Genomic DNA, 22,713 nt, shown 5'->3' with positions numbered 1-22,713 from the left:
TCGGCCCGTTCTCCTACGTGGTGGCGGCGGTGCTTGTGGCTGTGCCCTCGACTTCCGTCGCGGGCGGCTCGCTCACGTCGACGTAGTCATCGGTGTCCCCAGAGTCTACAGGCAGTTTGGACTTGGGCTGTCGACCGGACATATAGACCGACGGCTCGAAGCCGGGGTGCCGGCGCTTCTGCACGAGCATGACGGCGAGACCCAGGATGACGCCGAAGATCGCGGCCCACACATTGGTGCGCAGACCCAGGTAGACGTCGCTCGGGTCGATGCGGATGGACTCCCACACGATGCGGCCCGCGCTGTACCAGACGAGGTAGAGGCCGAAGAGCCGGCCCCACTGCAGGTGGAAGCGACGACCGGCCCACAGGAGCACCGCCGCGCCGATCAGGTTCCAGATGATCTCGTAGAGGAAGGTCGGGTGGAAGAGCGTGCCGGCCGGCAGTCCCGGCGGGAACGCGGGGTTGGTCGACTCGATCTGCAGGCCCCACGGAAGCGTCGTCGGAAGGCCGTACAGCTCGTGGTTGAACCAGTTGCCGAACCGGCCGAGCGCCTGGGCGACGAGCAGGCCCGGTGCGAGGGCGTCGGCGAAGCTCGTGAAGCGGATGCCGGTCCACTTGCAGCCCAGCCACGCGCCGATGGCGCCGCCGATGAGGGCGCCGTAGATCGCTATGCCGCCCTCCCAGATGTACAGGGCGGTCAGCGGGTTCTTGCCCGGTCCGAAGTAGAAGCTCCAGTGCGTGAGCACGTGGTAGCCCCGGGCGAAGATGATCGCGAGAGGCACCGCGATCAGTGCGATGTCGATGACCACCCACGGCTCGCCGCCCCGCTTGGTCAGCCGGTAGTTGGTCATCAGCGTGGCGAAGACGATGCCGGCGATGATGCACAGGGCGTAGTAGTGGATCTGGAACGGGCCCACGGTGAAGTAGCTCGAGGGCGGGCTCGGGATGCTGGCGAGCGCGCCGGAGAGCACGCCCGAGGCGGGGAGGGTCATGCGTCGATTCTAGGCGGGCTGCGACGAGGCTCCTGCGCGCACCGTCCCGGCCGCGATGGCACGGGTCGTCTGCGCGAGGCCGTCCAGTCCGCCGTCGCGCAGGGCGCGCACGAGCGCCGTCCCGACGATCGCCCCGTCCGCGTACTCGAGCACCGCGGCGACCTGCTCGGCGTTCGAGATGCCGATGCCCACGCACGCGCGCCGCGCACCGTGCGCGCGCAGGCGGCCGACGAGAGTGCGGGCCGCGGCATCCAGCTGCGCCCGCTCCCCCGTGATGCCCATCGTCGACACGGTGTAGACGAAGCCCGTTGAGCTGGCGCTGATGAGGTCCAGGCGCGCATCCGTCGAGGTCGGCGCTGCGAGGAACACGCGGTCGAGGCCGGTGCGCTCGCTCGCCGCGATCCACTCCGGCGCGCTCTCGGGCGTGATGTCGGGCGTGATCAGTCCCGCGCCGCCGGCGGCGAGCAGGTCGTCGGCATACCGGTCGACGCCGTACTGCAGCACCGGGTTCCAGTAGGTCATGACGAGAACCGGGATCGAGACGCGACTCGTGATGGCGCGCACCGCCGTGAAGAGGTCCGGCAGCCGGAAGCCGCCCGCGAGAGCGGCCTGCGTCGCCTCTTGGATGACCGTTCCGTCCATGACCGGGTCGGAGTACGGCGGCCCGAGCTCGATGACGTCGACGCCGTTCTCGGCGAGCGTCACCGCCGCGTCGATGCTCGTCTGCAGATCGGGGAACCCGACCGGGAGGTACCCGACGAACGCCCCGCGGCCGGCGGCGTGCGCGGCGTCGATCGCGGCTTCCACTCGCGAGGTCATCGCTGGCCCTCCTCGTCGTACAGCCCGAAGTAACGCGCCGCGGTGTCCATGTCCTTGTCGCCGCGACCGGAGAGGCACACCGCGAGGATCGCGTCGGATCCGAGCTCGCGCCCGATGCGCAGCGCCCCCGCCAGAGCGTGCGCGGACTCGATCGCGGGGATGATGCCCTCCGTGCGCGACAGAAGGCGCAGCGCCTGCATCGCCTCGTCGTCGGTCGCCGGGATGTACTCCGCACGACCGATCGAGGCGAGCCACGCGTGCTCCGGACCGACGCCGGGGTAGTCCAGGCCGGCCGAGATCGAGTGCGACTCGATCGTCTGGCCGTCGGCATCCTGCAGCACGTAGGTCTTGGCGCCGTGCAGCACACCCGGACGACCGCGCTCGATGGATGCGGCGTGCCGCGGGGTGTCGACGCCGTCGCCGGCAGCCTCCACGCCGTAGAGGCGGACGCCCTCGTCGTCGAGGAACGCGTCGAACATGCCGATCGCGTTCGAGCCGCCGCCGACGCACGCGAGGACGGCGTCGGGAAGGCGCCCGGTCTCGGCGAGCAGCTGGTCGCGCGCCTCCTCGCCGATGACCTTCTGGAAGTCGCGGACCATGGACGGGAACGGATGCGGGCCCGCCGCTGTGCCGAAGATGTAGTTCGTGGTCTCGACGCTCGCCACCCAGTCGCGGTATGCGTCGTTGATCGCGTCCTTCAGCGTGCGGGAGCCCGTCGTGACCGGGACGACCTCGGCGCCCAGCAGGCGCATGCGGGCGACATTGAGCGCCTGGCGCTGCGTGTCGACCTTGCCCATGTAGACCGTGCAGTCGAAGCCGAACAGCGCCGCGGCCGTCGCGGTCGCCACGCCGTGCTGGCCCGCGCCCGTCTCCGCGATGACGCGGGTCTTGCCGAGGCGCTTGGTGAGCAGAGCCTGGCCGATGACGTTGTTGATCTTGTGCGACCCCGTGTGGTTGAGGTCCTCGCGCTTGAGGAAAACGCGGGCGCCGCCCGCATGTTCGGCGAAACGCGGCACCTCGGTCAGCACCGACGGACGTCCGGCGTAGGAGTGCAGGATCTCGCCGAGCTCCGCGAGGAACGCGGGATCGGCCATCGCCTGCTCGTAGACCTCGGTGAGCTCGTCGATCGCCGCGATGAGCGACTCGGGCATGTAGCGCCCGCCGAACTCGCCGAAGAACGGGCCTTTGGCCGCACGCAGGGTCGTCATTCGGAACCTCCGAGGAATGCGTTCAACGTGGCGACGGGATCGCCCGTGACGAGAGCCTCGCCGACGAGGACGACGTCGGCGCCGGCTGCGCGGTAGCGGGCGACGTCGGCGGGTGCGAGCACAGCCGACTCGGCGACCTTCACGGCGCCGGCCGGGATGCTGTCGGCCAGCCGGCCGAACAGGTCGCGGTCGAGATCGAACGTCGACAGGTTGCGGGCGTTCACACCCACGAGCCGGGCGCCGACATCGGCGGCCCGAGCCACCTCGTCGGCCGAGTGCGTCTCGACGAGGGGCGTCATCCCGAGCTCGAGCACGAGCGCGTGCAGCTGCGCGAGCAGCTGCTGATCGAGCGCGGCGACGATCAGGAGCGCGAGGTCGGCCCCCGCGGCGCGCGCCTCGAAGACCTGGTACGGCGTCGCGATGAAGTCTTTGCGCAGGACGGGGATGCCGACGGCGGCCTTCACGGCCTCGAGATCGGCGAGGCTCCCCTTGAAGCGCCGCTCCTCGGTGAGCACGGAGATCGCGGACGCTCCGCCCTGCTCGTAGAGCCGCGCCTGCAGCGCGGGGTCGGGGATCGCCGCGAGGTCGCCGCGCGACGGGCTGGCGCGCTTGACCTCCGCAATGATCTTGACGCGGTCAGCGGGAGCGAGTGCCGCGAGGGCGTCCAGGGCGGGCGTCTGCGCGAGGGCCGCGCGCTCCACTTCGGCGAGCGGGCGGACGGCCGCTCGAGCCTCGGCATCCTCGACTGCGCCGGCCGTCAGGTCGGCGAGCATGTTCAGTGCTCTTTCGGCGTGTACTTGGGGCCGTTCACGCCATAGCCGGCCCGGGCCATCGCCCAGCCGACGATGAGACCGACGACGATGAGCACCACACCGGTCCAGACGAGCCACGGCACCTCGAGGAAGAACGCGACGGTCGCGAGGGCGATCGCGGCGAGCATGATGATGACAGCCGTCCAGGCCGCCGGCGAGTGTCCGTGGCCGGGGTCGCCGATGGGGTTGCTGCTCATGTTTCTCCTTCGGGGGTGGCGCGACTGCGCGCGGCCAGTCTATCGGGGCTGTTCGCCGGCGGTGGGATCCTGACCCCGGGACAGATCGTCCCACGAGTCGATCGCGTCGAGCGGACCGGATGCGGCGGCATGGGGTGCGGCGTCGGCACGGTAGCGCCGGCCGCCCGTGCCCCAGTCGCGTGCTGTGACGAGGGTGAGGATCCCCCCCACCGCGAGGACGATCCAGGCCAGCAGGGTGATCGCCGGCCAGGCGGTCCCGGTGATCTTCTCCACGAGCTGGCCGATCGGACCGAGTCCCGCGATGCCGGTCGCCTTCGTGACGACCGCCTGCACGGAGCTGACGGGACGTGTGAAGACGATGACGGCGGTCTGCCACAGGAGGATCGCGGCGATGACGAGACTCAGGGCGCCGAAGATGTAGCGCAGCACTCGCCCGACGATCGACAGGGCCAGGCCGAGGGCCATGACCGCGAGGCTCAGCGGCGCGAGGATCGGCATCGCCGACGCGCCCGGCACCGGCAGGTCGTGCGACGAGCCCACGTCCACCGTGACCGTGAGCCACGTCTGGGTCGACGAGATGACGCCGACCGCGCCCGCGATCAGCATGAGGACGACGGAGATCAGCCGTGCGCGCGCCCTCATCGCTCCGGACCTCGAACGGGGTCGAGGTCGTCGGCGTCGAAGCACGTTCGGGTGCCCGTGTGGCATGCCGGGCCGACCTGATCGACCTCCAGGAGTATGGCGTCTCCGTCGCAGTCCAGGCGCGCGCCGCGCACGATCTGGATGTTGCCCGACGTGTCGCCCTTGCGCCAGTACTCCTGGCGCGAGCGCGACCAGAAGGTGACGCGGCCGCTCGTGAGCGTGCGGCGGAGGGCCTCGGCATCCATCCATCCGAGCATGAGCACCTCCCGGGTGTCCCACTGCTGGACGATCGCGGCCACGAGGCCGTCCGCGTTGAAGGCGACCCGGGCGATGCGGTCCTCGACGGCCTCCGGAACCCGTGCGGTGTCTGTCATGACAGCTCCCCCGTCTCGCGGATGTCGATGCCCTCCGCGGACAGCGCGCGCTTGACGTCGCCCACGGTCAGCTGGCCGGAGTGGAAGACGGATGCCGCGAGCACGGCGTCCGCGCCGGCGTGCACCGCGGGTGCGAAGTCCTCGGCCTTGCCCGCGCCGCCCGAGGCGATCACCGGAACGCTCGAGATCTCCCGCATCAGGCGGATGAGCTCGAGGTCGAAGCCCTCCTTGGTGCCGTCGGCATCGATGGAGTTGACGAGCAGCTCGCCGGCGCCGCGCTCGATCGCCTCGCGGGCCCACTCGAGGGCGTCGAGGGTGGTCTCGGTGCGCCCGCCGTGGGTCGTCACGACGAAGCCCGACGCCGTCGCAGCGCTGCGCTTGACGTCGAGCGAGAGGACGAGCACCTGTGCGCCGAAGCGGTCGGCGATCTCGTCCACGAGGGCCGGGCGCGCGATGGCAGCCGAGTTGACGCCGATCTTGTCGGCTCCCACCGACAGCAGCCGTGCCACGTCATCCGTCGAGCGCACACCGCCGCCGACCGTCAGCGGGATGAAGACCTGCTCGGCGGTGCGGCGGACGACGTCGTACGTCGTGGCGCGGTCGTCGACCGTGGCCGTGACATCGAGGAAGGTCAGCTCGTCCGCGCCCTGATCGAAGTACAGGCGGGCGAGCTCGACGGGGTCGCCCATGTCGCGGAGGTTCTCGAAGTTGACGCCCTTCACGACGCGACCGCCGGCCACGTCGAGGCACGGGATGACCCGGGTCGCGAGTGTCATGTCAGAGCCTCGCTGCGTGGATCGCGGTCACGAGGATGGCACGGGCTCCGATCGCATAGAGCTGGTCCATCACCTGGTTGACGCCAGCGCGCGGGACCATGACCCGCACAGCGACCCACTCCGGGTCGCGCAGCGGCGAGATCGTCGGCGACTCGATGCCGCCTGCGATCGAGATCGCCCGGTCGACGAGCTTCGCCGGCAGGTCGTAGTCGACCAGGACGTATCGGCGCGCGACCATGACACCGCGCAGGCGGCGCAGCAGCGTCTCGGTGCCGTCGGCGTCGGTGGGTCCCGCGATCAGGACCGCGTCGGACTCCAGCAGCACGGGCCCGAAGATCTCGAGGCCGGCCTGGCGGAGGGTCGTGCCGGTCGAGACGACGTCGGCCACCGCATCCGCCACGCCCAGCTGCACGGCCGATTCGACCGCGCCGTCGAGCGGTACGAGGTCGACCGCGACGCCGTGGGCGTCGAGGTAGCCGTCGACCAGTCCGGGGTACGCCGTGGCGACCCGCATCCCGTTGAGGTCCTCCAAGGAGGTGAACCGCCCGGGAGGGCCGGCGAAGCGGAAGGTCGAACCGGCGAAGCCGAGCGCCTCGATCTCGCGCGCGCCGGGCATGCGGGCGTCGAGGAGGAGGTCGCGGCCGGTGATACCGACATCGAGCGCTCCCGCCCCGACGTACGTCGCGATGTCACGCGGGCGCAGATAGAAGAACTCGACCTCGTTCACGGGGTCGGAGACGTAGAGGTCCTTGGCATCGCGACGGCCGGTGTATCCGGCCTCCGCGAGCATGTCGGCGGCTGTGTCGGCGAGGGAGCCCTTGTTGGGCACGGCGATTCGCAGCATCGGGTTTGCTTTCGGTTCGTGGCGGACGGACGGGCGTTCGCTCACAGATGTCGGTAGACGTCCTCCAGCTGCAGGCCCTTTGCGAGCATCATCACCTGCAGGTGGTACAGCAGCTGCGAGATCTCCTCGGCCGCCGCATCCTTCGACTCGTACTCGGCCGCCATCCAGACCTCGGCGGCCTCCTCGACGATCTTCTTGCCGATCGCGTGCACACCCGCGTCGAGGCGGGCGACCGTGCCGGAGCCGGCGGGCCGTTCGGCCGCGGTCGCGGCGAGCTCGGCGAACAGCGAGTCGAACGTCTTCACCGTTCCAGCGTAGCGAAGCGGCGGAGCGCCGCGGACCGCGCGTCGCTCAGTGACGGTGCCGGGCGGCCGTCTCGCGCAGGGCCGCGATCGCCCGCCCGGGGTCGTCGGCGCCGAACACCGCGGACCCCGCGACGAACGTGTCGGCGCCCGCTTCCGCGGCCTGTTCGATGGTGGATGCCGCGATCCCCCCGTCGACCTGCAGCCACACGGAGCTCCCCCGCCGCTTCGCCTCGTCGGCCAGGCGGCGCAGCTTGGGCATCATCTCGCTCATGAACGACTGGCCGCCGAAGCCGGGTTCGACCGTCATCACGAGGATCTGGTCGAAGTCGTCGAGGAGGTCGAACAGCCCCTCCACCGGCGTCGCGGGCTTGACCGCCACCCCCGCACGCGCGCCGATGTCGCGCAGGCGGCGCGCGAGGCTCACCGGTTCGGTGGCCGCCTCGAGATGGAACGTGACGGATGCGGCTCCGAGCTCCGCATATCCTGGCGCCCAGCGGTCGGGATCCGCGATCATGAGGTGCACGTCCAGCGGGATCGGGCTCGTCGCCTGAATGCGCTCCACCATCTGCGGGCCGAACGTGAGGTTCGGCACGAAATGGTTGTCCATGACGTCGACATGGACGAAATCGGCGGCGGCGATCCGGGCGAGCTCGGCCTCCATGTTCACGAAGTCGGCGGCGAGGATGCTGGGGTTGATGCGCGGCGCGGCGGGAAGATCGGGCACGGGCCCATTATCCCGAGGTCGCAAGGTCAGCGTCGGCGCAGCAGCGCGATGAACATCGCATCGGTGCCGTGGCGGTGCGGCCACAGCTGCGCGCGGCCCGATCCGTCGGCGGGTTCGGCGAGGTCGAGCGGCGTGCGGGCGACGGACTGCAGCACCGCCCGCGCATCCAGCTCCTCGATGCGATCGCCCCAGTCTCGGCGAAGGTCGGCGACCACACCGCTCGTCTCGGCGAGGTGCGGCGAGCACGTGACGTACGCGAGGACGCCGCCGGGCTTGAGGGCCCCGATGGCGGTGGATGCGAGCTCGCGCTGCAGTGAGACGAGCTCGGGCACATCGGCCGGCGTCTTGCGCCAGCGCGCCTCGGGCCGCCGCCGCAGCGCTCCGAGGCCCGTGCAGGGCGCGTCGACGAGGATGCGGTCGTAGGTGTCCAGCGACGCTGTGGCCCGGATACGGCCATCCTGCTCGCTGACCGGTACGTCGAGCGGCACCGCGGCGAGGGCCTGCCGGACGAGGCCGGCCCGCGCGGGGGCGATCTCGTTGGCCTCGAGCCGGGCGCCGTGCGCCAGCGCCTCGGCGGCGAGGAGCGCGGTCTTGCCGCCCGGACCGGCGCACAGGTCGAGCCAGCGCTCCCCTTCGGCGATCGGCGACGCGTGGGTCAGCGCGTAGGCCGCGAGCTGCGACCCCTCGTCCTGCACGCGCAGCCGCCCCTGGGAGCGGGCGATGACGGGCTCCGGGTCGCCCCCGCCGAGGCGGAACCCGGTCGGCGAGTAGGGCGTGCGCGAGGCGGACTCCGGCACGTCCGCGAGTCCGGGCAGGGCCGTCATCGTGACCTTCGGAGCCTCGTTGTCGGCGTCCAGCAGCTCGTCGAGCTCGTCCGCCCGGCCCTCCGCGGCGAGGGCTCGGCGCAGTGCCCGCACGACCCAGACGGGGTGCGCGCTGCGCAGACCGATGCGCTCGTCCTCCGTGCGGGCCGAGGCCTCGACCTGCGACATCCACTCCCCCGGCGTCTCACGCGACACGCGCCGCAGCACGGCGTTCGCGAATCCGGCCGCACCTTTGCCGCTCGTGCGCCGCACGAGCTCGACGCACTCGTTGACCGCGGCGTGCGAGGCGATCCGCGTGGCGAGCAGCTGATGGACGCCGAGACGCAGGGCGTCGAGGACGGCGGGATCGATGTCATGCGCCGGGCGGTCGGCGGCCAGAGCGATCACGGCGTCGTACGTGCCCTGCCGGCGAAGCGTGCCGTACGCGAGCTCGGTGGCCAGCGCCGCATCCGCCGTCGAGAGCCGTGCCGACGCGATGGCTCGCGGCAGCAGGAGGTTGGCGTACGCCTCCGACTCGTGCACGGCGCGCAGCGTCTCGTAGGCGACCAGACGCGCCGGGGTCGCACCGCCGGCCCCGTGACCGCCGGGGCGCCCCCGCGAGGACGACGTGCGTGGAGAGGCCGAGCTCATCGCAAGACCACCGGACCGATGCCGCGGAGCCCGCGCCACCAGTCTGCGGCCGCCATCGATCCGCGACCCGCAGGCTGGACGGTCACGAGCGCGATCGGCTCGTCGGCCGTGCCTGCGAGCACCTCCTTGCCGACGAGCTCCACCTCTCCGGGCGCCAGCTCGCGGGCCGTGGAAGCAGCCCTCGCTGCGAGGATCTTCACCCGCGCGCCGTCGAGCTCCGCGTGCGCCCCGGGCTCCGGCGTCACACCGCGCACGCGGTTCAGCACGTCGTGCGCCGGCTCGTTCCAGCGGATCCGGCCGTCGTCGAGAGTCAGCTTCGGTGCGAAGGTGGCGCTGCCCTCCTGGGGCGTCGCCACGGCCGTCCCGGCAGCCAGCTGATCGACCACATCCTCGAGCAGATACGCGCCGCGATGGGCGAGGTCGTCGAGGACATCGCCGGCCGTCTCACCGCCCACCGGCCGGTGCTCGAGCACCGCGAAGACGTCACCGGCATCCAGCTCGGGGACGAGCTGGAACACCGCGGCGCCCACGACCTCGTCGCCGGCGATGAGCGCGTGCTGCACAGGAGCGGCGCCGCGCCACCGTGGCAGGAGCGAGAAGTGCAGGTTGATCCAGCCCCGGCCCGGCGTGGACAGCAGCGGCTCGCGCACGAGTCCGCCGTACGCCACGATGACGCCGAGGTCCGGCTTCAGGGCGGCGATCCGGCTTGTGGCCTCGGCATCCAGTCGATCGGTCTTGATGACCGGCAGACCGAGCTCCTCCGCGGCGCGGGCGATCGGCGAGGGGGTCAGGACGCGCTTGCGGCCGAGGGGGGCGTCTCGGCGCGTGATCACACCGACGATGTCGTGAGTGGATGCGGCGAGCAGCCGCAGCGAGGGAACCGCCGCATCTGGGGTCCCGGCGAAGACGACGCGCATGGATCTCCTCACAGCTCGGGCTCGAGCACGTCGAGCCGCACCTTGAGTGTATTCCGGGCGCGGGGACCACGCTCGTGCGCAGACCGTCTGCTCGTGAGCGCCGCATGCACGACAGAGGCTCGGAGGCTCTCGGCGACGGCACGACCCTGGGCGTACTCGAACCGGACGAGCGCGCGATGGACCGCGGAGTCGTCCCCGACGGCCACGGGACCGACGACCGCGTCCTCCGGGAGCGCCGGGACCGCCTCGCGGAGGGTGCTCAACGCGCTCGCGACAGCCGTCGGCACCCCTTCGATCGCCGCCACCCGAACGGCCGGCGGCATGCGCAGGGGCGCCCGCTCCGCGAGCTCGCCCCGGGCGTAGGCGGGCTGCGACCACGTGGCGAGGGCGCGCGCGACCGGTCCGACGACGCCGGCGAGGTGCACGGGGGCGCCCGGACGGGCGAGCGCTGCGGCGTTCGACCACCACCGCAGGCACGACTCGCCGATCCGCAGATCCTCGGACATCAGCATCCGCTCGCCGTCGAGGAGGAGGACGGCTCGGTACCCGCCGTCGGCGATCGGCTCCGCGCCCCGGGTGGCGATGACGAGGGCGGGCCGCGCATCCACCCGAAGCACGGCGTGCGCACCGTCGGCGACGACGATGCGCACGCCGGGGAAGGCCCGGCCGAGCTCGTCGGCGGTCCGCTCGCTGCCCGACGACGCCATGCGGACCTTGTCCGATCCGCAGTTGCCGCACGTCCAGCCCGTCGCTGCGCGGCCGCACCAGGCGCACTCGGGCGTCGCGCCGGGTCGGCGCGCCCGCAGCGGCCCTGTGCAGTGCGGGCAGCGGGCAGGGCGCCGGCAGTCGGCGCACACGAGCGCCGGGGCGTACCCGGGGCGCGCCACCTGGACGAGCACCGGCCCGTCGGCCAGTGCGGAGCGAGCGGCGGCCCACGCCGCCGAGGGGATGCGGGCACCGCGGGCATCGGGCGGGCTCAGCACGACGCGCGGCGAGACCCGGCGCCGGGCGGCGAGGTCGCGGACCCATCCCACGGTCACGAGCCGCTCGACATCCGTCGTCCGGGTGTGGCCGAGCAGCAGCAGGGCTCCCCCATCGAGCTCCTGACGGACCAGAGCGGCGTCGCGCGCGTGCACGCCCGGGCTCAGCGGCTCAGCCAGGAGCGGGTCGCCGTCGTCCCAGATCGCGACGAGTCCGAGGTCGTGCACGGGCGCGTACACCGCGGACCGGTTGCCGATGACGACGCACGGCGCATCGGCGAGCCGCCGGAGGTAGGCGCCGTAGCGTGCGGGTCCGCTCTGGTCCGCGTCGTCGCGGACGAGGGCGGATGCCGGGATCAGGCCCTCCAGCGCGGCCGCGACGCTGTCGAGATCGCGGTGATCGGGGACGACGACGACGACACTCCGGCCGGCCGCCAGCACATGTGCCGCGGCGGCCGCGAGGAGGGTCGCCCAGCGGCCCGTCGTCTCGCCCGAGGGCAGTTCGACCGGTACCGGCGGTGCGTCCACGGCGATTCGCCGCCCGTCGGTGAGCGCGTCGGCGAGGCCGGGGAAATCCTGCAGCTCGGCACGCGCCCACGCCGCGGCAGCCGCCGTGACCGGCGCCGCAGACGGCGGATCGCCGGCGCACCACGCCTTCTCGACGCGCACCATGCGCTTGGGGATGGCCAGGCGGAGGATGTCGCTCGCCGAGCCGGCGGCCCGATCGGCCACACGACGCGCGAGCGCGTACAGCCTCGCGGGCAGGACAGCCACGGACGACACCACGGCGTCCAGCTCCGACAGCGGCCGGGGCGGCGAATCCTCGACCTCCCCCGAATCGTCGGCCTCCACCGTCTCGACGATGTAGCCGTCGACGACCCGTCCCGCGGTGCGCAAGGGCACCCTCACCCGCACGCCGGGCACGGCGGCCGTGGCGAGCTCGTCGGGGATCGCGTAGTCGAACAGCCGATCGAGCTGCGGCAGCGGTGAGTCGATGAGCACGCGCGCGATGCGCCGGCCCGTCATCTCCGTGTCCGGGATCAGAGCCCCGCGGCGCGCCGCAGGTCGTCGACGCGGTCCAGGCGCTCCCACGTGAAGTCGGGCAGCTCACGACCGAAATGTCCGTAGGCGGCGGTCTGCCGGTAGATCGGGCGCAGCAGGTCGAGGTCGTCGATGATCGCCTTGGGTCGCAGGTCGAAGACCTCGCGGATCGCCCCGACGATCGTCTCGTCGGCGACGTGGCCGGTGCCGAACGTCTCGACATAGAGCCCCACCGGGTGGGCGGCCCCGATCGCGTAGGCGACCTGCACCTCCAGCCGGTCGGCGAAGCCCGCCGCCACGGCGTTCTTCGCGACCCAGCGCATGGCGTACGCAGCCGAGCGGTCGACCTTCGAGGGGTCCTTGCCGCTGAACGCCCCGCCGCCGTGGCGCGACGCCCCGCCGTAGGTGTCGATGATGATCTTGCGGCCGGTGAGGCCGGCATCGCCCTTGGGGCCGCCGATCACGAACGGACCGGCGGGGTTGACGAGATAGGTCACGTCGGAGGCGTCGAGGCCGGTCGTCTCGAGCACCGGGTCGATGACCTCCTCGCGCACGAGCGCGCGCAGCTCGGCCTGGCTGACGTCCGGATGGTGCTGTGTCGACAGCACGACGGACTCGATCGTCTTCGGGACCGCCCCCTCGTACCCCAGCGTGACCTGGGTCTTGCCGTCCGGGCGCAGGAACGGGAGACGCCCGCCGCGCCGAGCGCCGGCGAGGTTCTCCGCGAGACGATGCGCCGTCCACGCTGCGACGGGCATGAACTGCGGGGTCTCGGTCGTCGCGTACCCGAACATGATGCCCTGGTCGCCCGCGCCCTGCGCGTCGCGCGGGTCGACGGATCCGCCCTCGCGGTGCTCGAGGGCGTTGCCGACGCCGGCGGCGATGTCGGGCGACTGGGCGCCGATCGACACGCTGACACCGCACGAATCGCCGTCGAAGCCCATGTCGCTCGAGGTGTAGCCGATGCCCGTCACCACGTCGCGCACGATCGCCGGGATCTCGACGTACGTGCTCGTCGACACCTCGCCCGCGACGTGCACGAGCCCGGTCGTCACGAGCGTCTCGACCGCGACGCGCCCGTGCGGGTCGTCGGTCAGGATCGCGTCGAGGATGCTGTCCGAGATCTGGTCGCAGATCTTGTCGGGATGGCCCTCGGTGACGGACTCGGACGTGAACAGGCGCAGTTCTGTCATCGATCCTCCAGGATCAGACGGCCGGGAATCGGGCGGCGGGGTGCGGACCAGTATGCCGACGGCCGGGGACATCCGTCCGCCGGCCGTCGCACGAGGTCATGCATCACTCAGCGTGGCGCAGGCGGAGCTTGTCCTCGTTGATCTCGTGAAGGGCGATCGTCAGGGGCTTGTCTTCGACGGTCGAGTCGACGAGCGGGCCCACGTTGTCGAAGAGGTTGCCCTCGTGCAGGTCCGAGTAGTAGTCGTTGATCTGACGCGCGCGCTTCGATGCGTAGATCACGAGCTGATACTTCGAGTCGACCTTCTCGAGAAGGCTGTCGATTGCGGGCTCGATGATGCCCTGGTTGTGTCCGGCCATGGCGAATCCTCCTGGTTTCGGTTCGGCGGCAAAGAAGCGGCGCTCAGGCGCGCGGAAGCGCGCGCGAGGGCGCCTGAGCCAATTCTACGACGTCCCGGGCCGCGGTGGGGACATCCTCGTTCACGACGCGGTAGTCGAACTCGTTCTGGGCGGCAAGCTCGACCTTCGCCGTGCGCAGCCGGCGGGCCCGCTCCTCGGCGTCCTCGGTGCCGCGGCCGACGAGTCGCTGCACGAGTTCGTCCCAGCTCGGCGGCAGGAGGAAGACGAGCGTCGCGTCCGGGGCGGCGGCACGCACCTGGCGCGCACCCTGCAGATCGATCTCGAGCAGCGCCGTGCCGCCGGCATCCAGCACCCGCTCGATCGGCTCGCGCGGCGTGCCGTAGCGGTACTTGTTGTGCACGGTCGCGTGTTCGAGCAGCGCACCCGTGGACACGAGACGGTCGAACTCGGCATCGTCGACGAAGAAGTAGTGGATGCCGTCGACCTCGCCGGGACGCGGCGGGCGCGTGGTCGCCGACACCGAGAGATGGATGTCGTGGTGGTGGTCGCGGATGTGCGCCGCGACGGTGCCCTTGCCGACCGCCGTGGGACCGGCGAGCACGATGAGCCGGCTGCGCCCGCCCCTCGGCGCGACCTCCGGCATGCGCTCGTCGAGCCACTCCTGGAGGGCGACGCGCTGGCGCGTGCCGAGCCCGCCGAGACGCTTGACCGGTGAGATCCCGAGGGATTCCAGGATGCGGTCGCGCTTGCCCTCGCCGATCGCCGGCAGCGAGATGAGGAAGTCCGTGATCCGCATCGTGCCCGCCGGCGACGACGGGTCGGCGAACGCGCGGCTCAGGACGGTCTGCGGCGAGACGACGCGCGACGCGAGGTCGCGCTTCAGGCTCGCCCGGGCACGACGGGCGGCGACGGCGTTTCGGGAGGCGGCGACGCGGTCGACCTCGGGCGGTCGCGCTGGCGCGCCGGGGGTCTGGGGCGGAGCCCCATCAAGCGGGGTGCGGCTGTCAGGCATGGGAGCTTCAAGCGTACAGGGCGGCACGCTCCGCGATTCGCGCCGCGAGGCCGCCGGGACCGGCGGAGAGGATGCTGCGGCTCTCGCTCGCGACGACGCTCCCCGCGACCGCGCCGAACAGCGACGACAGGTCCTCCGCTCGCGCCCCCTGGAAGCCGAATCCGGGAGCCAGGATGGGCGTGCCCTCCAGCAGTTCGTCGGTGAGGCCGAACGCGGCCCGGTCCAGCGTCGCGCCGACGACGAGGCCGAAGGATCCGGGGTGCGCGCCGCCGTTGCGGGCGCCGACCTCGCCGGCCACCTGCGCAGCGACGCTCCGATCCCCCGCGCCGGCCGCCTGGAGCGATGCACCCTCCGGGTTGCTGGTCGCGGCGAGCACGAAGAGCCCCTTGCCGTGTTCAGCGGCCACGTCGAACGAGCCGGCCAGCGCGCCGACGCCGAGATACGGGCTCACAGTGAGGGCGTCGGCCTCGAGCGACGATCCCGGAGTGAGCCAGGCGCGGGCGTACGCATCCATCGTCGATCCGATGTCGCCGCGCTTCGCGTCGGCGATGACGAGGAGCCCGGCGGCGCGCGCCGCGGCCAGCACGTCCTCGAGTGCGGCGTAGCCGGCCGATCCGTGCCGCTCGAAGAACGACACCTGCGGCTTGACGATGCCGACGCGGCCGTCGGCGGCCTCGACCACGCGCAGCCCGAACTCGCGGACGCCGTCGGCCGACGCATCCAGCCCCCACTCCTCGAGCAGGGCTTCGTGCGGATCGATCCCGACGCACAGGGGGCCGTGCGCCGCGAGGACGCCGGCCAGTCGCGCGCCGAAGTCGATCACAGGCGAGCCGCCCGTGCCGCGGCGTACTCCTGCAGGCTCGTGACCTCGTAGCCGTCCTGCATCGCATCCATCGCCGTCACGGCCGCTCCCAGCGTCGCGATCGTCGTGAACAGCGCCTTGTCGGCGGCCACCGCCGCCGCACGGATCTCATAGCCGTCGGCCCGCGCGGACATGCCGCTCGGCGTGTTGACGACGATGTCGATCTCGCCCGCGTTGATGAGGTCGACGATGTTGGGCTCGCCGTCCTTCGACTCGCTGAACTTGCGGACCACACCCACCTTGATGCCGTTGCGGGCCAGGATCTCGGCTGTGCCCTCCGTGGCGACGAGCGAGAAGCCGAGCTGCTTGAGTCGGTGAGCAGGCAGGATGACGGCCCGCTTGTCGCCGTCCGCGACGGAGATGAACACGGTCCCCGACAGCGGCATCCCGCCGTAAGCGGCGTCCTGGCTCTTCGCGAACGCCGTGGGGAAGTCGCGGTCGATGCCCATGACCTCTCCGGTCGAGCGCATCTCCGGACCGAGCACGGAGTCCACGGTGTGCCCCTCCTTCGTGCGGAAGCGCTTGAAGGGCAGCACGGCCTCCTTGACGGCGACCGGCGCGTCCAGCGGGACGCGCGATCCGTCGACGGCGGGCAGGAGCCCCTCGTCCTTCAGCTCGGCGACGGTCGCGCCCGCCATGATGCGCGAGGCGGCCTTGGCGAGCGGGATGCCGAGCGCCTTCGACACGAACGGCACGGTGCGGCTGGCGCGGGGATTGGCCTCGATGACATACAGCACGTCGGCGCTGATCGCGAACTGCACGTTCAGGAGGCCGCGCACGCCGATACCCTCCGCGATCGCGCGCGTGGCCGTGCGGACTCGATCGACGTCGGCCCGGCCGAGGCTCACCGGCGGCAGCGTGCAGCTGGAGTCGCCGGAGTGGATGCCGGCCTCCTCCAGGTGCTCCATCACGCCGCCGATGTACAGCTCGGTGCCGTCGTAGAGCGCGTCGACGTCGATCTCGATGGCGTCGTCGAGGAACCGGTCGACGAGCAGCGGCATCCCGGGGCCGATGATCGCCTGGTCTGCGACGCGCACGAAGTAGTCGCGCAGGGTCGCGGTGTCGTAGACGATCTCCATGCCCCGGCCGCCGAGGACGAAGCTCGGCCGGACGAGGACCGGGTAGCCGATGTCTTCCGCGATGACGACGGCGCCCTCGACGTCCGTCGCCGTGCCGTGGCGGGGGGCGACGAGTCCGGCGGCGTTCAGGATCCCGCTGAACAGGCTCCGCTCCTCCGCCAGGTCGATCGCCTCGGGGCTCGTGCCGAGGATGCGGTACCCCGCATCCTCGATGCCCTTCGCGAGGCCGAGCGGCGTCTGGCCGCCGAGCTGGCACACCACGCCGAGGATCTCGCCCGACTGCGCCTCGGCGTGGAGCACCTCGAGGACATCCTCGAGCGTCAGCGGCTCGAAGTAGAGGCGGTCGCTCGTGTCATAGTCCGTCGACACCGTCTCGGGGTTGCAGTTGACCATGACGGTCTCGTAGCCCGCGGCCGACAGGGCGAAGGAGGCGTGCACGCACGAGTAGTCGAACTCGACGCCCTGGCCGATGCGGTTCGGTCCCGAGCCGATGATGACCACCTTCGTGCGGTCGGACGGCGCCACCTCGGTCTCGCTGTCGTAGCTGGAGTAGTGGTACGGAGTGAGGGCGGGGAACTCGCCGGCGCACGTGTCGACCGTCTTGTAGACCGGCCGCACGCCCAGGCCGTGGCGCACCCCGCGCACCTCGGCCTCGGCCTCGTCGCGCAGCTGCGCGATCTGCGCGTCGCTGAGGCCGTGCTCCTTCGCGATGCGGAGGGTGGCGGCATCCAGTTCCGGCGCCGCCGCGACGAACGCGGCGACCTCGTTGATGAGCACGATCTGATCGAGGAACCAGGGGTCGATCTTGGTCGACTCGAAGAGCTGCTCGATCGTGGCGCCCTTGCGCAGGGCCTGCTGGACGGCGATGATCCGGCCGTCGGTCGGGACTGCCGCCACCGCCAGGAGCTCGTCGACGGAGCGCGGCTCGTCGCCCCAGTGGAAGCTCGATCCGCGCTTCTCGAGGGAGCGCAGCGCCTTGTTGAGGGCCGTCGCGAAGTTGCGGCCGATCGCCATGGCCTCGCCCACCGACTTCATGGTCGTCGTGAGAGTCGTGTCGGCGTTCGGGAACTTCTCGAAGTTGAACCGCGGGACCTTGACGACCACGTAGTCGAGCGTCGGCTCGAAGCTCGCCGGCGTCACGCGCGTGATGTCGTTCGGGATCTCGTCGAGGCGGTAGCCGATGGCGAGCTTCGCGGCGATCTTCGCGATCGGGAATCCCGTGGCCTTCGAGGCCAGTGCCGACGACCGCGACACGCGCGGGTTCATCTCGATGACGATGATGCGGCCGTTCGCGGGATCCACCGCGAACTGGATGTTGCAGCCGCCCGTGTCGACGCCCACCGCGCGGATGATGTCGATGCCGATGTCGCGCAGCTTCTGGTATTCGCGGTCGGTGAGGGTCAGCGCCGGGGCAACGGTGATCGAGTCGCCGGTGTGCACGCCGACCGGGTCGACGTTCTCGATCGAGCAGACGACGACGGTGTTGTCGGCCGTGTCGCGCATGAGCTCGAGCTCGTACTCCTTCCAGCCGAGGATCGACTCCTCGAGGAGCACCTCGTGCGTGGGCGAGTCGTGCAGGCCCGCGCCGCCGATGCGACGGAGGTCCTCCTCGTCGTAGGCGAAGCCGGATCCGAGGCCGCCCATCGTGAACGACGGACGGACGACGAGCGGGTAGCCCAGCTGGTCTGCACCGGCGAGGAGGTCCTCCATCGAGTGGCAGATGACGGAGGCCGCGACATCCGCCCCGGCCTCGATGACGAGCTCCTTGAAGATCTGACGGTCCTCGCCCTTGCGGATGGCGTCCACCTTCGCTCCGATGAGCTCGACCCCGTACTTCTCGAGGATGCCGAGGTCGTGCAGCGCCATCGCCGCGTTGAGCGCCGTCTGCCCGCCCAGGGTCGGCAGGATCGCATCCGGCTTCTCCTTGGCGATGATCGTCTCGATCACCGCCGGCGTGATCGGCTCGATGTACGTGGCGTCGGCGAAGTCGGGGTCGGTCATGATGGTGGCCGGGTTCGAGTTCACCAGGATGACGCGCACGCCCTCCTCGCGCAGCACGCGGCAGGCCTGCGTGCCCGAATAGTCGAACTCGCACGCCTGGCCGATGACGATCGGCCCGGAGCCGATGACCAGGACGCTCTTGATGTCGTCGCGCTTGGGCATTACTTGGCGTCCTTCTGGCTCTGGTGCTCGCGGACGAGGTCGCGGAAGCGGTCGAAGAGGTAGTTCGCGTCGTGCGGTCCGGCGGCGGCCTCCGGGTGGTACTGCACCGAGAACGCCGGGATGTCGAGAGCCCGCAGGCCCTCGACGACGTTGTCGTTGAGGTCGACGTGGCTGACCTCGACGCGGCCGTAGCCGTTCGGGCTCTGCGTCTCGCCCTCGATCGGGGCGTCGACGGCGAAGCCGTGGTTGTGGGCCGTGATCTCCACGCGCCCGGTGGCCTTGTCGAGCACCGGCTGGTTGATGCCGCGGTGGCCGAAGGGCAGCTTGTACGTGCCGAACCCGAGGGCGCGGCCGAGCAGCTGGTTGCCGAAGCAGATGCCGAAGAACGGCAGCCCGTCGTCGAGCACCGCGCGCAGGAGTGCGACGTGGTCGTCGGAGGCGGCGGGATCGCCCGGGCCGTTGGAGTAGAACACGGCGACAGGGTCGATCGCGCGGATCTCGTCGATCGTGACGCTCTGCGGCAGCACGTGCACCTCGAAGCCGCGCGCCGCCAGATTGTCGATCGTCGCCTGCTTGACGCCGAGGTCGAGCACGGCCAGGTTGCCGATGCGCTCGGCCGTCGCCTCGGTCACCTCGGCGGTCGCGACCGAGACCTCCGCGGAGAGGTTGAGCCCCGCCATCTGCGGCGCCTCGCGCACGATGCGCACCTGCTCCTGCGGATCGAGGGCTGCTGCCTCCCCGGAGAAGATCCCGCCGCGCATGCTGCCCGCCGAGCGGATGTGGCGCGTGACGGCGCGGGTGTCGATGCCACTGATCCCCACGATGCCGTCGGTGACGAGGGCGTCGTCGAGCGACTCGTCGGCCCGCCAGTTCGACACGACCCGGGAGGGGTCGCGCACGATGTAGCCGGCGACCCAGATGCGGCGCGACTCCGGGTCCTCGCCGTTCATGCCGGTGTTGCCGATGTGCGGGGCCGTCTGGAGCACGATCTGACCCGCGTAGGAGGGGTCGGTGAGGGTCTCCTGGTAGCCCGTCATGCCGGTGGCGAAGACGACCTCGCCGAGGGTCGTGCCGCGCGCGCCGTAGGCGCGCCCGACGTGGCGGGTGCCGTCCTCGAGGACGAGCACCGCGGGGTCGGTGGTGAAGGTCATGCGTCGGCTCCTGTCTGGGAGTCAGAGGGTGAGGCGGGGAGGATGCCGGCCACGGCCTCCGCGAGGGCGCGGGCGGAGGCATCCGTCGGTCGGAAGTAGGAGTCGACGGTTGTGTCGATGTCGGTGCGCCAGACGACGCGCACGAGGCCGTCCTTCTCGACCACACGGTCGATCGCGACGGTGGATTGACCGACCTCGAGGATGCGCTCGGGTGTCAGGACGAAGCGCGTCCTGCCCCCGAGGTCGACGCCGAGGCCCTCGGTCGCCACGGTGAGCCCGGCGAACGAGCGCATCGCGAGGCCCGGGGCGGCGATGCGCTCCAGGGGCTCCTCGTGCCTCGTGGTGGCGACGTAGAGCGAGTCGAAGGCAGCCTGCACGTGCGCGTCGGCCGGAAGCTCGCCGTGCTCGACCAACGGCGCGGAGTCGCGTTTCGCGCGGCGCATCCACGCCCACACCGCGCCGACTGCGATGGCGGCGACGAACAGGGCGATCGGGATGACGGCGAAACCGGTGCTCACGCGGGGACTCCCGCCTCGGCGAGGACGCCGTCGGCGACCGTCGGCACGCCGCGGTGGACCGTCCACACGATCCGTCCGGGGAGCTCGCGACCCAGGTAGGGCGAATTGCGGCTGCGCCCGCGCAGGTCGTCCGAGGAGAAGACTGCGGAGACCGACGGGTCGTACAGCGTGAACTCGGCCGCCTCGCCCGCGGCGAGCGGGCGCCCGTGTCCGTCCAGCCGGCCGATGCGCGCCGGCGTGCGGGACATGACCCGCGCGACGTCGGCCCAGTCCAGCATCCCGGTGTCGACCATCGCCTGCTGCACGACCCGGAGCGCGCTCTCGAGCCCGACCATGCCGTTCGCAGCCGCGTGCCACTCGCACGACTTCGCCTCGTCGGGATGCGGCGCGTGGTCGGTGGCGACGATGTCGATCGTCCCGTCTGCGAGCCCCGCGCGCACGGCGAGGACGTCCTCGTCGCGCCGCAGCGGCGGGTTGACCTTGAACCGGGCGTCGTAGTCGCGCACGAGCTCCTCGGTGAGCAGCAGGTGGTGGGGCGTGACCTCGGCTGTCACCTGGATGCCGCGCGCCTTCGCCCAGCGGATGATGTCGACCGATCCCGCGGTGGACAGGTGGCACACGTGCAGGCGGGAGCCGACGTGCTGGGCGAGCAGGACGTCGCGGGCGATGATCGACTCCTCGGCGACGGCCGGCCAACCCGCGAGGCCCAGCTCCGCCGAGACCGCGCCCTCGTTCATCTGGGCGCTCTCGGTGAGGCGCGGATCCTGTGCGTGCTGCGCGATCACGCCGTCGAAGGCCTTCACATACTCCAGCGCCCGCCGCATGATGAGCGGGTCGGACACGCAGAATCCGTCGTCGCTGAACACCCGCACGTGCGCCCGGGAGGACGCCATGGCGCCGAGCTCGGCGAGACGCTCGCCCTTCTGTCCGACGGTGACCGCGCCGATGGGCTGCACGGTGACGTAGCCGGCGGCCTCGCCCAGGGACAGCTCCTGCTCGACGACACCCGCGGTGTCGGCGACCGGAGACGTGTTCGGCATCGCGAACACGGCCGTGTAACCGCCGGCGGCAGCCGCGCGGGAGCCGGTGAGGATCGTCTCGGACGCCTCGTATCCGGGCTCGCGCAGGTGCGTGTGGAGATCGACGAGTCCGGGCAGGGCGACCAGTCCGTCCGCGTCCACCGCGGCGGCGCCGGCGCGGGAGAGCCCCGTGCCGACCTCGTCGATCCGACCGTCCACGACGAGGAGGTCGGCGGTCTCGCCGCCCTCGAGGCTGACTCCGCGGTAGATCACGGCGCCGGGGGTCCCGGCATCCTGTCGAAGGGCGGTCATCGGGCGTCCTCCTTCTCGTTGCGCTCCCCCGCCAGCAGCAGGTAGAGCACGGCCATCCGGACCGAGACGCCGTTGGCGACCTGCTCCAGCACGGTCGAGCGTGCGGAGTCGGCGGCGTCGGCGGAGATCTCCAGACCGCGGTTCATCGGGCCGGGGTGCATCACGATGCTATCGGTCGGCAGTGCGGCGAGCCTGGCCGCGTCCAGGCCCCACGTGCGCGAGTACTCTCGCTCGGTCGGGAAGTAGGCGGCGTTCATGCGCTCCTGCTGGATGCGGAGCATCATGAGCGCGTCCGGACCGCCGGCGATCGCCTCGTCGAGGTCGTAGCCGATGCGGGCGGGCCAGGACGTCACGTCCTGAGGGATGAGCGTCGGCGGGCTCACGAGCGTCACCTCGGCGCCGAGGGTGTTCAGCAGCCAGAGGTTCGAGCGCGCCACCCGCGAATGCAGGATGTCTCCGACGATCGTCACGCGATACCCGGTGAGATCGCGTCCGCGGCTGTCGGCGCCGTACCGGCGCTTGCGCATCGTGTACGCGTCGAGCAGGGCCTGCGTCGGGTGCTCGTGCGTGCCGTCGCCGGCGTTGACGACGCCGGCGGTGATCCAGCCGCTCGTCGCGAGGGTGCGGGGGGCGCCGGAGGCCCCGTGGCGCATGACGACGGCATCCGCCCCCATCGCCTGCAGCGTCTGGGCGGTGTCCTGCAGGGACTCGCCCTTCGAGACGCTCGAGCCCTTCGCCGAGAAGTTGATGACGTCCGCCGACAGCCGCTTCGCGGCGGCCTCGAACGAGATGCGCGTGCGCGTCGAATCCTCGAAGAAGAGGTTCACGACCGTCTTGCCGCGCAGCGCCGGCAGCTTCTTGACCTCGCGCTGCTGCGCGTCGGCCATGTCCTCGGCGACGTCGAGGATGCGCAGCGCCTCCTCGCGGCCGAGCGTCTTGGTGTCGAGCAGGTGCCGCAC

Annotated in this window: 23 protein-coding genes; all 23 read right to left on the bottom strand. The window is 71.5% G+C overall.

Going from position 1 to position 22,713, the window contains the following annotated elements:
* Positions 1–13: 13 nt before the first annotated feature.
* Positions 14–994 carry a prolipoprotein diacylglyceryl transferase gene (gene lgt / locus SM116_RS09760; protein WP_320940793.1) on the bottom strand — a complete coding sequence of 327 codons (981 nt, stop codon included), beginning with the start codon at positions 992–994 and terminating at the stop codon, positions 14–16.
* 9 nt (positions 995–1,003) lie between these two features.
* Positions 1,004–1,813 (bottom strand): tryptophan synthase subunit alpha, encoded by an 810-nt coding sequence (gene trpA, locus SM116_RS09755; protein WP_320940792.1) that lies wholly within the window; start codon positions 1,811–1,813, stop codon positions 1,004–1,006.
* Positions 1,810–3,021 (bottom strand): tryptophan synthase subunit beta, encoded by a 1,212-nt coding sequence (gene trpB / locus SM116_RS09750; RefSeq protein WP_320940791.1) that lies wholly within the window; start codon positions 3,019–3,021, stop codon positions 1,810–1,812. The genes trpA and trpB overlap by 4 nt, the downstream gene beginning before the upstream one ends.
* Complete coding sequence (trpC, locus tag SM116_RS09745; protein ID WP_320940790.1) at positions 3,018–3,794, bottom strand: indole-3-glycerol phosphate synthase TrpC; 777 nt, start codon at positions 3,792–3,794, stop codon at positions 3,018–3,020. Before trpC ends, trpB begins: the two co-directional genes overlap by 4 nt.
* Positions 3,795–3,796: 2 nt before the next feature.
* Positions 3,797–4,030, bottom strand: coding sequence for a DUF6704 family protein (locus SM116_RS09740; RefSeq protein ID WP_320940789.1), 234 nt, complete (start codon positions 4,028–4,030; stop codon positions 3,797–3,799).
* A 39-nt stretch (positions 4,031–4,069) separates the two neighbouring features.
* Positions 4,070–4,672: a Trp biosynthesis-associated membrane protein gene (locus tag SM116_RS09735; protein ID WP_320940788.1), complete on the bottom strand. Its 603-nt coding sequence runs from the start codon at positions 4,670–4,672 to the stop codon at positions 4,070–4,072.
* Positions 4,669–5,046: a phosphoribosyl-AMP cyclohydrolase gene (hisI, locus tag SM116_RS09730; protein ID WP_320940787.1), complete on the bottom strand. Its 378-nt coding sequence runs from the start codon at positions 5,044–5,046 to the stop codon at positions 4,669–4,671. The genes SM116_RS09735 and hisI overlap by 4 nt, the downstream gene beginning before the upstream one ends.
* Positions 5,043–5,822, bottom strand: a complete 780-nt coding sequence (gene hisF, locus SM116_RS09725) for an imidazole glycerol phosphate synthase subunit HisF (protein ID WP_320940786.1) — start codon at positions 5,820–5,822, stop codon at positions 5,043–5,045. The genes hisI and hisF overlap by 4 nt, the downstream gene beginning before the upstream one ends.
* Position 5,823: 1 nt before the next feature.
* Positions 5,824–6,666 carry an ATP phosphoribosyltransferase gene (gene hisG, locus SM116_RS09720; protein WP_320940785.1) on the bottom strand — a complete coding sequence of 281 codons (843 nt, stop codon included), beginning with the start codon at positions 6,664–6,666 and terminating at the stop codon, positions 5,824–5,826.
* A gap of 41 nt (positions 6,667–6,707) precedes the next feature.
* Positions 6,708–6,971 (bottom strand): phosphoribosyl-ATP diphosphatase, encoded by a 264-nt coding sequence (locus tag SM116_RS09715; RefSeq protein WP_320940784.1) that lies wholly within the window; start codon positions 6,969–6,971, stop codon positions 6,708–6,710.
* 46 nt (positions 6,972–7,017) lie between these two features.
* Entirely contained in the window at positions 7,018–7,695 is a 678-nt protein-coding gene (gene rpe / locus SM116_RS09710; protein WP_320940783.1) for a ribulose-phosphate 3-epimerase, read from the bottom strand.
* Between the two features lie 26 nt (positions 7,696–7,721).
* Positions 7,722–9,149, bottom strand: a complete 1,428-nt coding sequence (locus SM116_RS09705; RefSeq protein WP_320940782.1) for an RsmB/NOP family class I SAM-dependent RNA methyltransferase — start codon at positions 9,147–9,149, stop codon at positions 7,722–7,724.
* Positions 9,146–10,066, bottom strand: coding sequence for a methionyl-tRNA formyltransferase (fmt, locus tag SM116_RS09700; RefSeq protein ID WP_320940781.1), 921 nt, complete (start codon positions 10,064–10,066; stop codon positions 9,146–9,148). Before fmt ends, SM116_RS09705 begins: the two co-directional genes overlap by 4 nt.
* A gap of 8 nt (positions 10,067–10,074) precedes the next feature.
* Positions 10,075–12,072: a primosomal protein N' family DNA-binding protein gene (locus SM116_RS09695; protein WP_320940780.1), complete on the bottom strand. Its 1,998-nt coding sequence runs from the start codon at positions 12,070–12,072 to the stop codon at positions 10,075–10,077.
* Positions 12,073–12,086: 14 nt separating this feature from the next.
* Positions 12,087–13,280 (bottom strand): methionine adenosyltransferase, encoded by a 1,194-nt coding sequence (gene metK, locus SM116_RS09690; protein WP_320940779.1) that lies wholly within the window; start codon positions 13,278–13,280, stop codon positions 12,087–12,089.
* A gap of 103 nt (positions 13,281–13,383) precedes the next feature.
* Complete coding sequence (rpoZ, locus tag SM116_RS09685; RefSeq protein WP_320940778.1) at positions 13,384–13,638, bottom strand: DNA-directed RNA polymerase subunit omega; 255 nt, start codon at positions 13,636–13,638, stop codon at positions 13,384–13,386.
* A gap of 43 nt (positions 13,639–13,681) precedes the next feature.
* On the bottom strand, positions 13,682–14,650 hold the full coding sequence (gene gmk / locus SM116_RS09680; RefSeq protein WP_320940777.1) for a guanylate kinase: 969 nt from the start codon (positions 14,648–14,650) through the stop codon (positions 13,682–13,684).
* A 7-nt stretch (positions 14,651–14,657) separates the two neighbouring features.
* Positions 14,658–15,473 carry an orotidine-5'-phosphate decarboxylase gene (pyrF, locus tag SM116_RS09675; RefSeq protein WP_320940776.1) on the bottom strand — a complete coding sequence of 272 codons (816 nt, stop codon included), beginning with the start codon at positions 15,471–15,473 and terminating at the stop codon, positions 14,658–14,660.
* Positions 15,470–18,754, bottom strand: coding sequence for a carbamoyl-phosphate synthase large subunit (carB, locus tag SM116_RS09670; RefSeq protein WP_320940775.1), 3,285 nt, complete (start codon positions 18,752–18,754; stop codon positions 15,470–15,472). Before carB ends, pyrF begins: the two co-directional genes overlap by 4 nt.
* Entirely contained in the window at positions 18,754–19,905 is a 1,152-nt protein-coding gene (carA, locus tag SM116_RS09665; RefSeq protein ID WP_320940774.1) for a glutamine-hydrolyzing carbamoyl-phosphate synthase small subunit, read from the bottom strand. Before carA ends, carB begins: the two co-directional genes overlap by 1 nt.
* Entirely contained in the window at positions 19,902–20,423 is a 522-nt protein-coding gene (locus tag SM116_RS09660; RefSeq protein WP_320940773.1) for a PH-like domain-containing protein, read from the bottom strand. Before SM116_RS09660 ends, carA begins: the two co-directional genes overlap by 4 nt.
* A complete protein-coding gene (locus SM116_RS09655) occupies positions 20,420–21,754 on the bottom strand; it encodes a dihydroorotase (protein WP_320940772.1) in 1,335 nt (444 codons plus the stop codon). Before SM116_RS09655 ends, SM116_RS09660 begins: the two co-directional genes overlap by 4 nt.
* Positions 21,751–22,713 carry an aspartate carbamoyltransferase catalytic subunit gene (locus SM116_RS09650; protein ID WP_320944151.1) on the bottom strand — a complete coding sequence of 321 codons (963 nt, stop codon included), beginning with the start codon at positions 22,711–22,713 and terminating at the stop codon, positions 21,751–21,753. Before SM116_RS09650 ends, SM116_RS09655 begins: the two co-directional genes overlap by 4 nt.

Origin of the sequence: Microbacterium rhizosphaerae (assembly GCF_034120055.1) — a bacterium.
In the GTDB taxonomy this organism is placed as follows: domain Bacteria; phylum Actinomycetota; class Actinomycetes; order Actinomycetales; family Microbacteriaceae; genus Microbacterium; species Microbacterium rhizosphaerae.
This window is presented reverse-complemented; position numbering and strand designations above follow the sequence as displayed.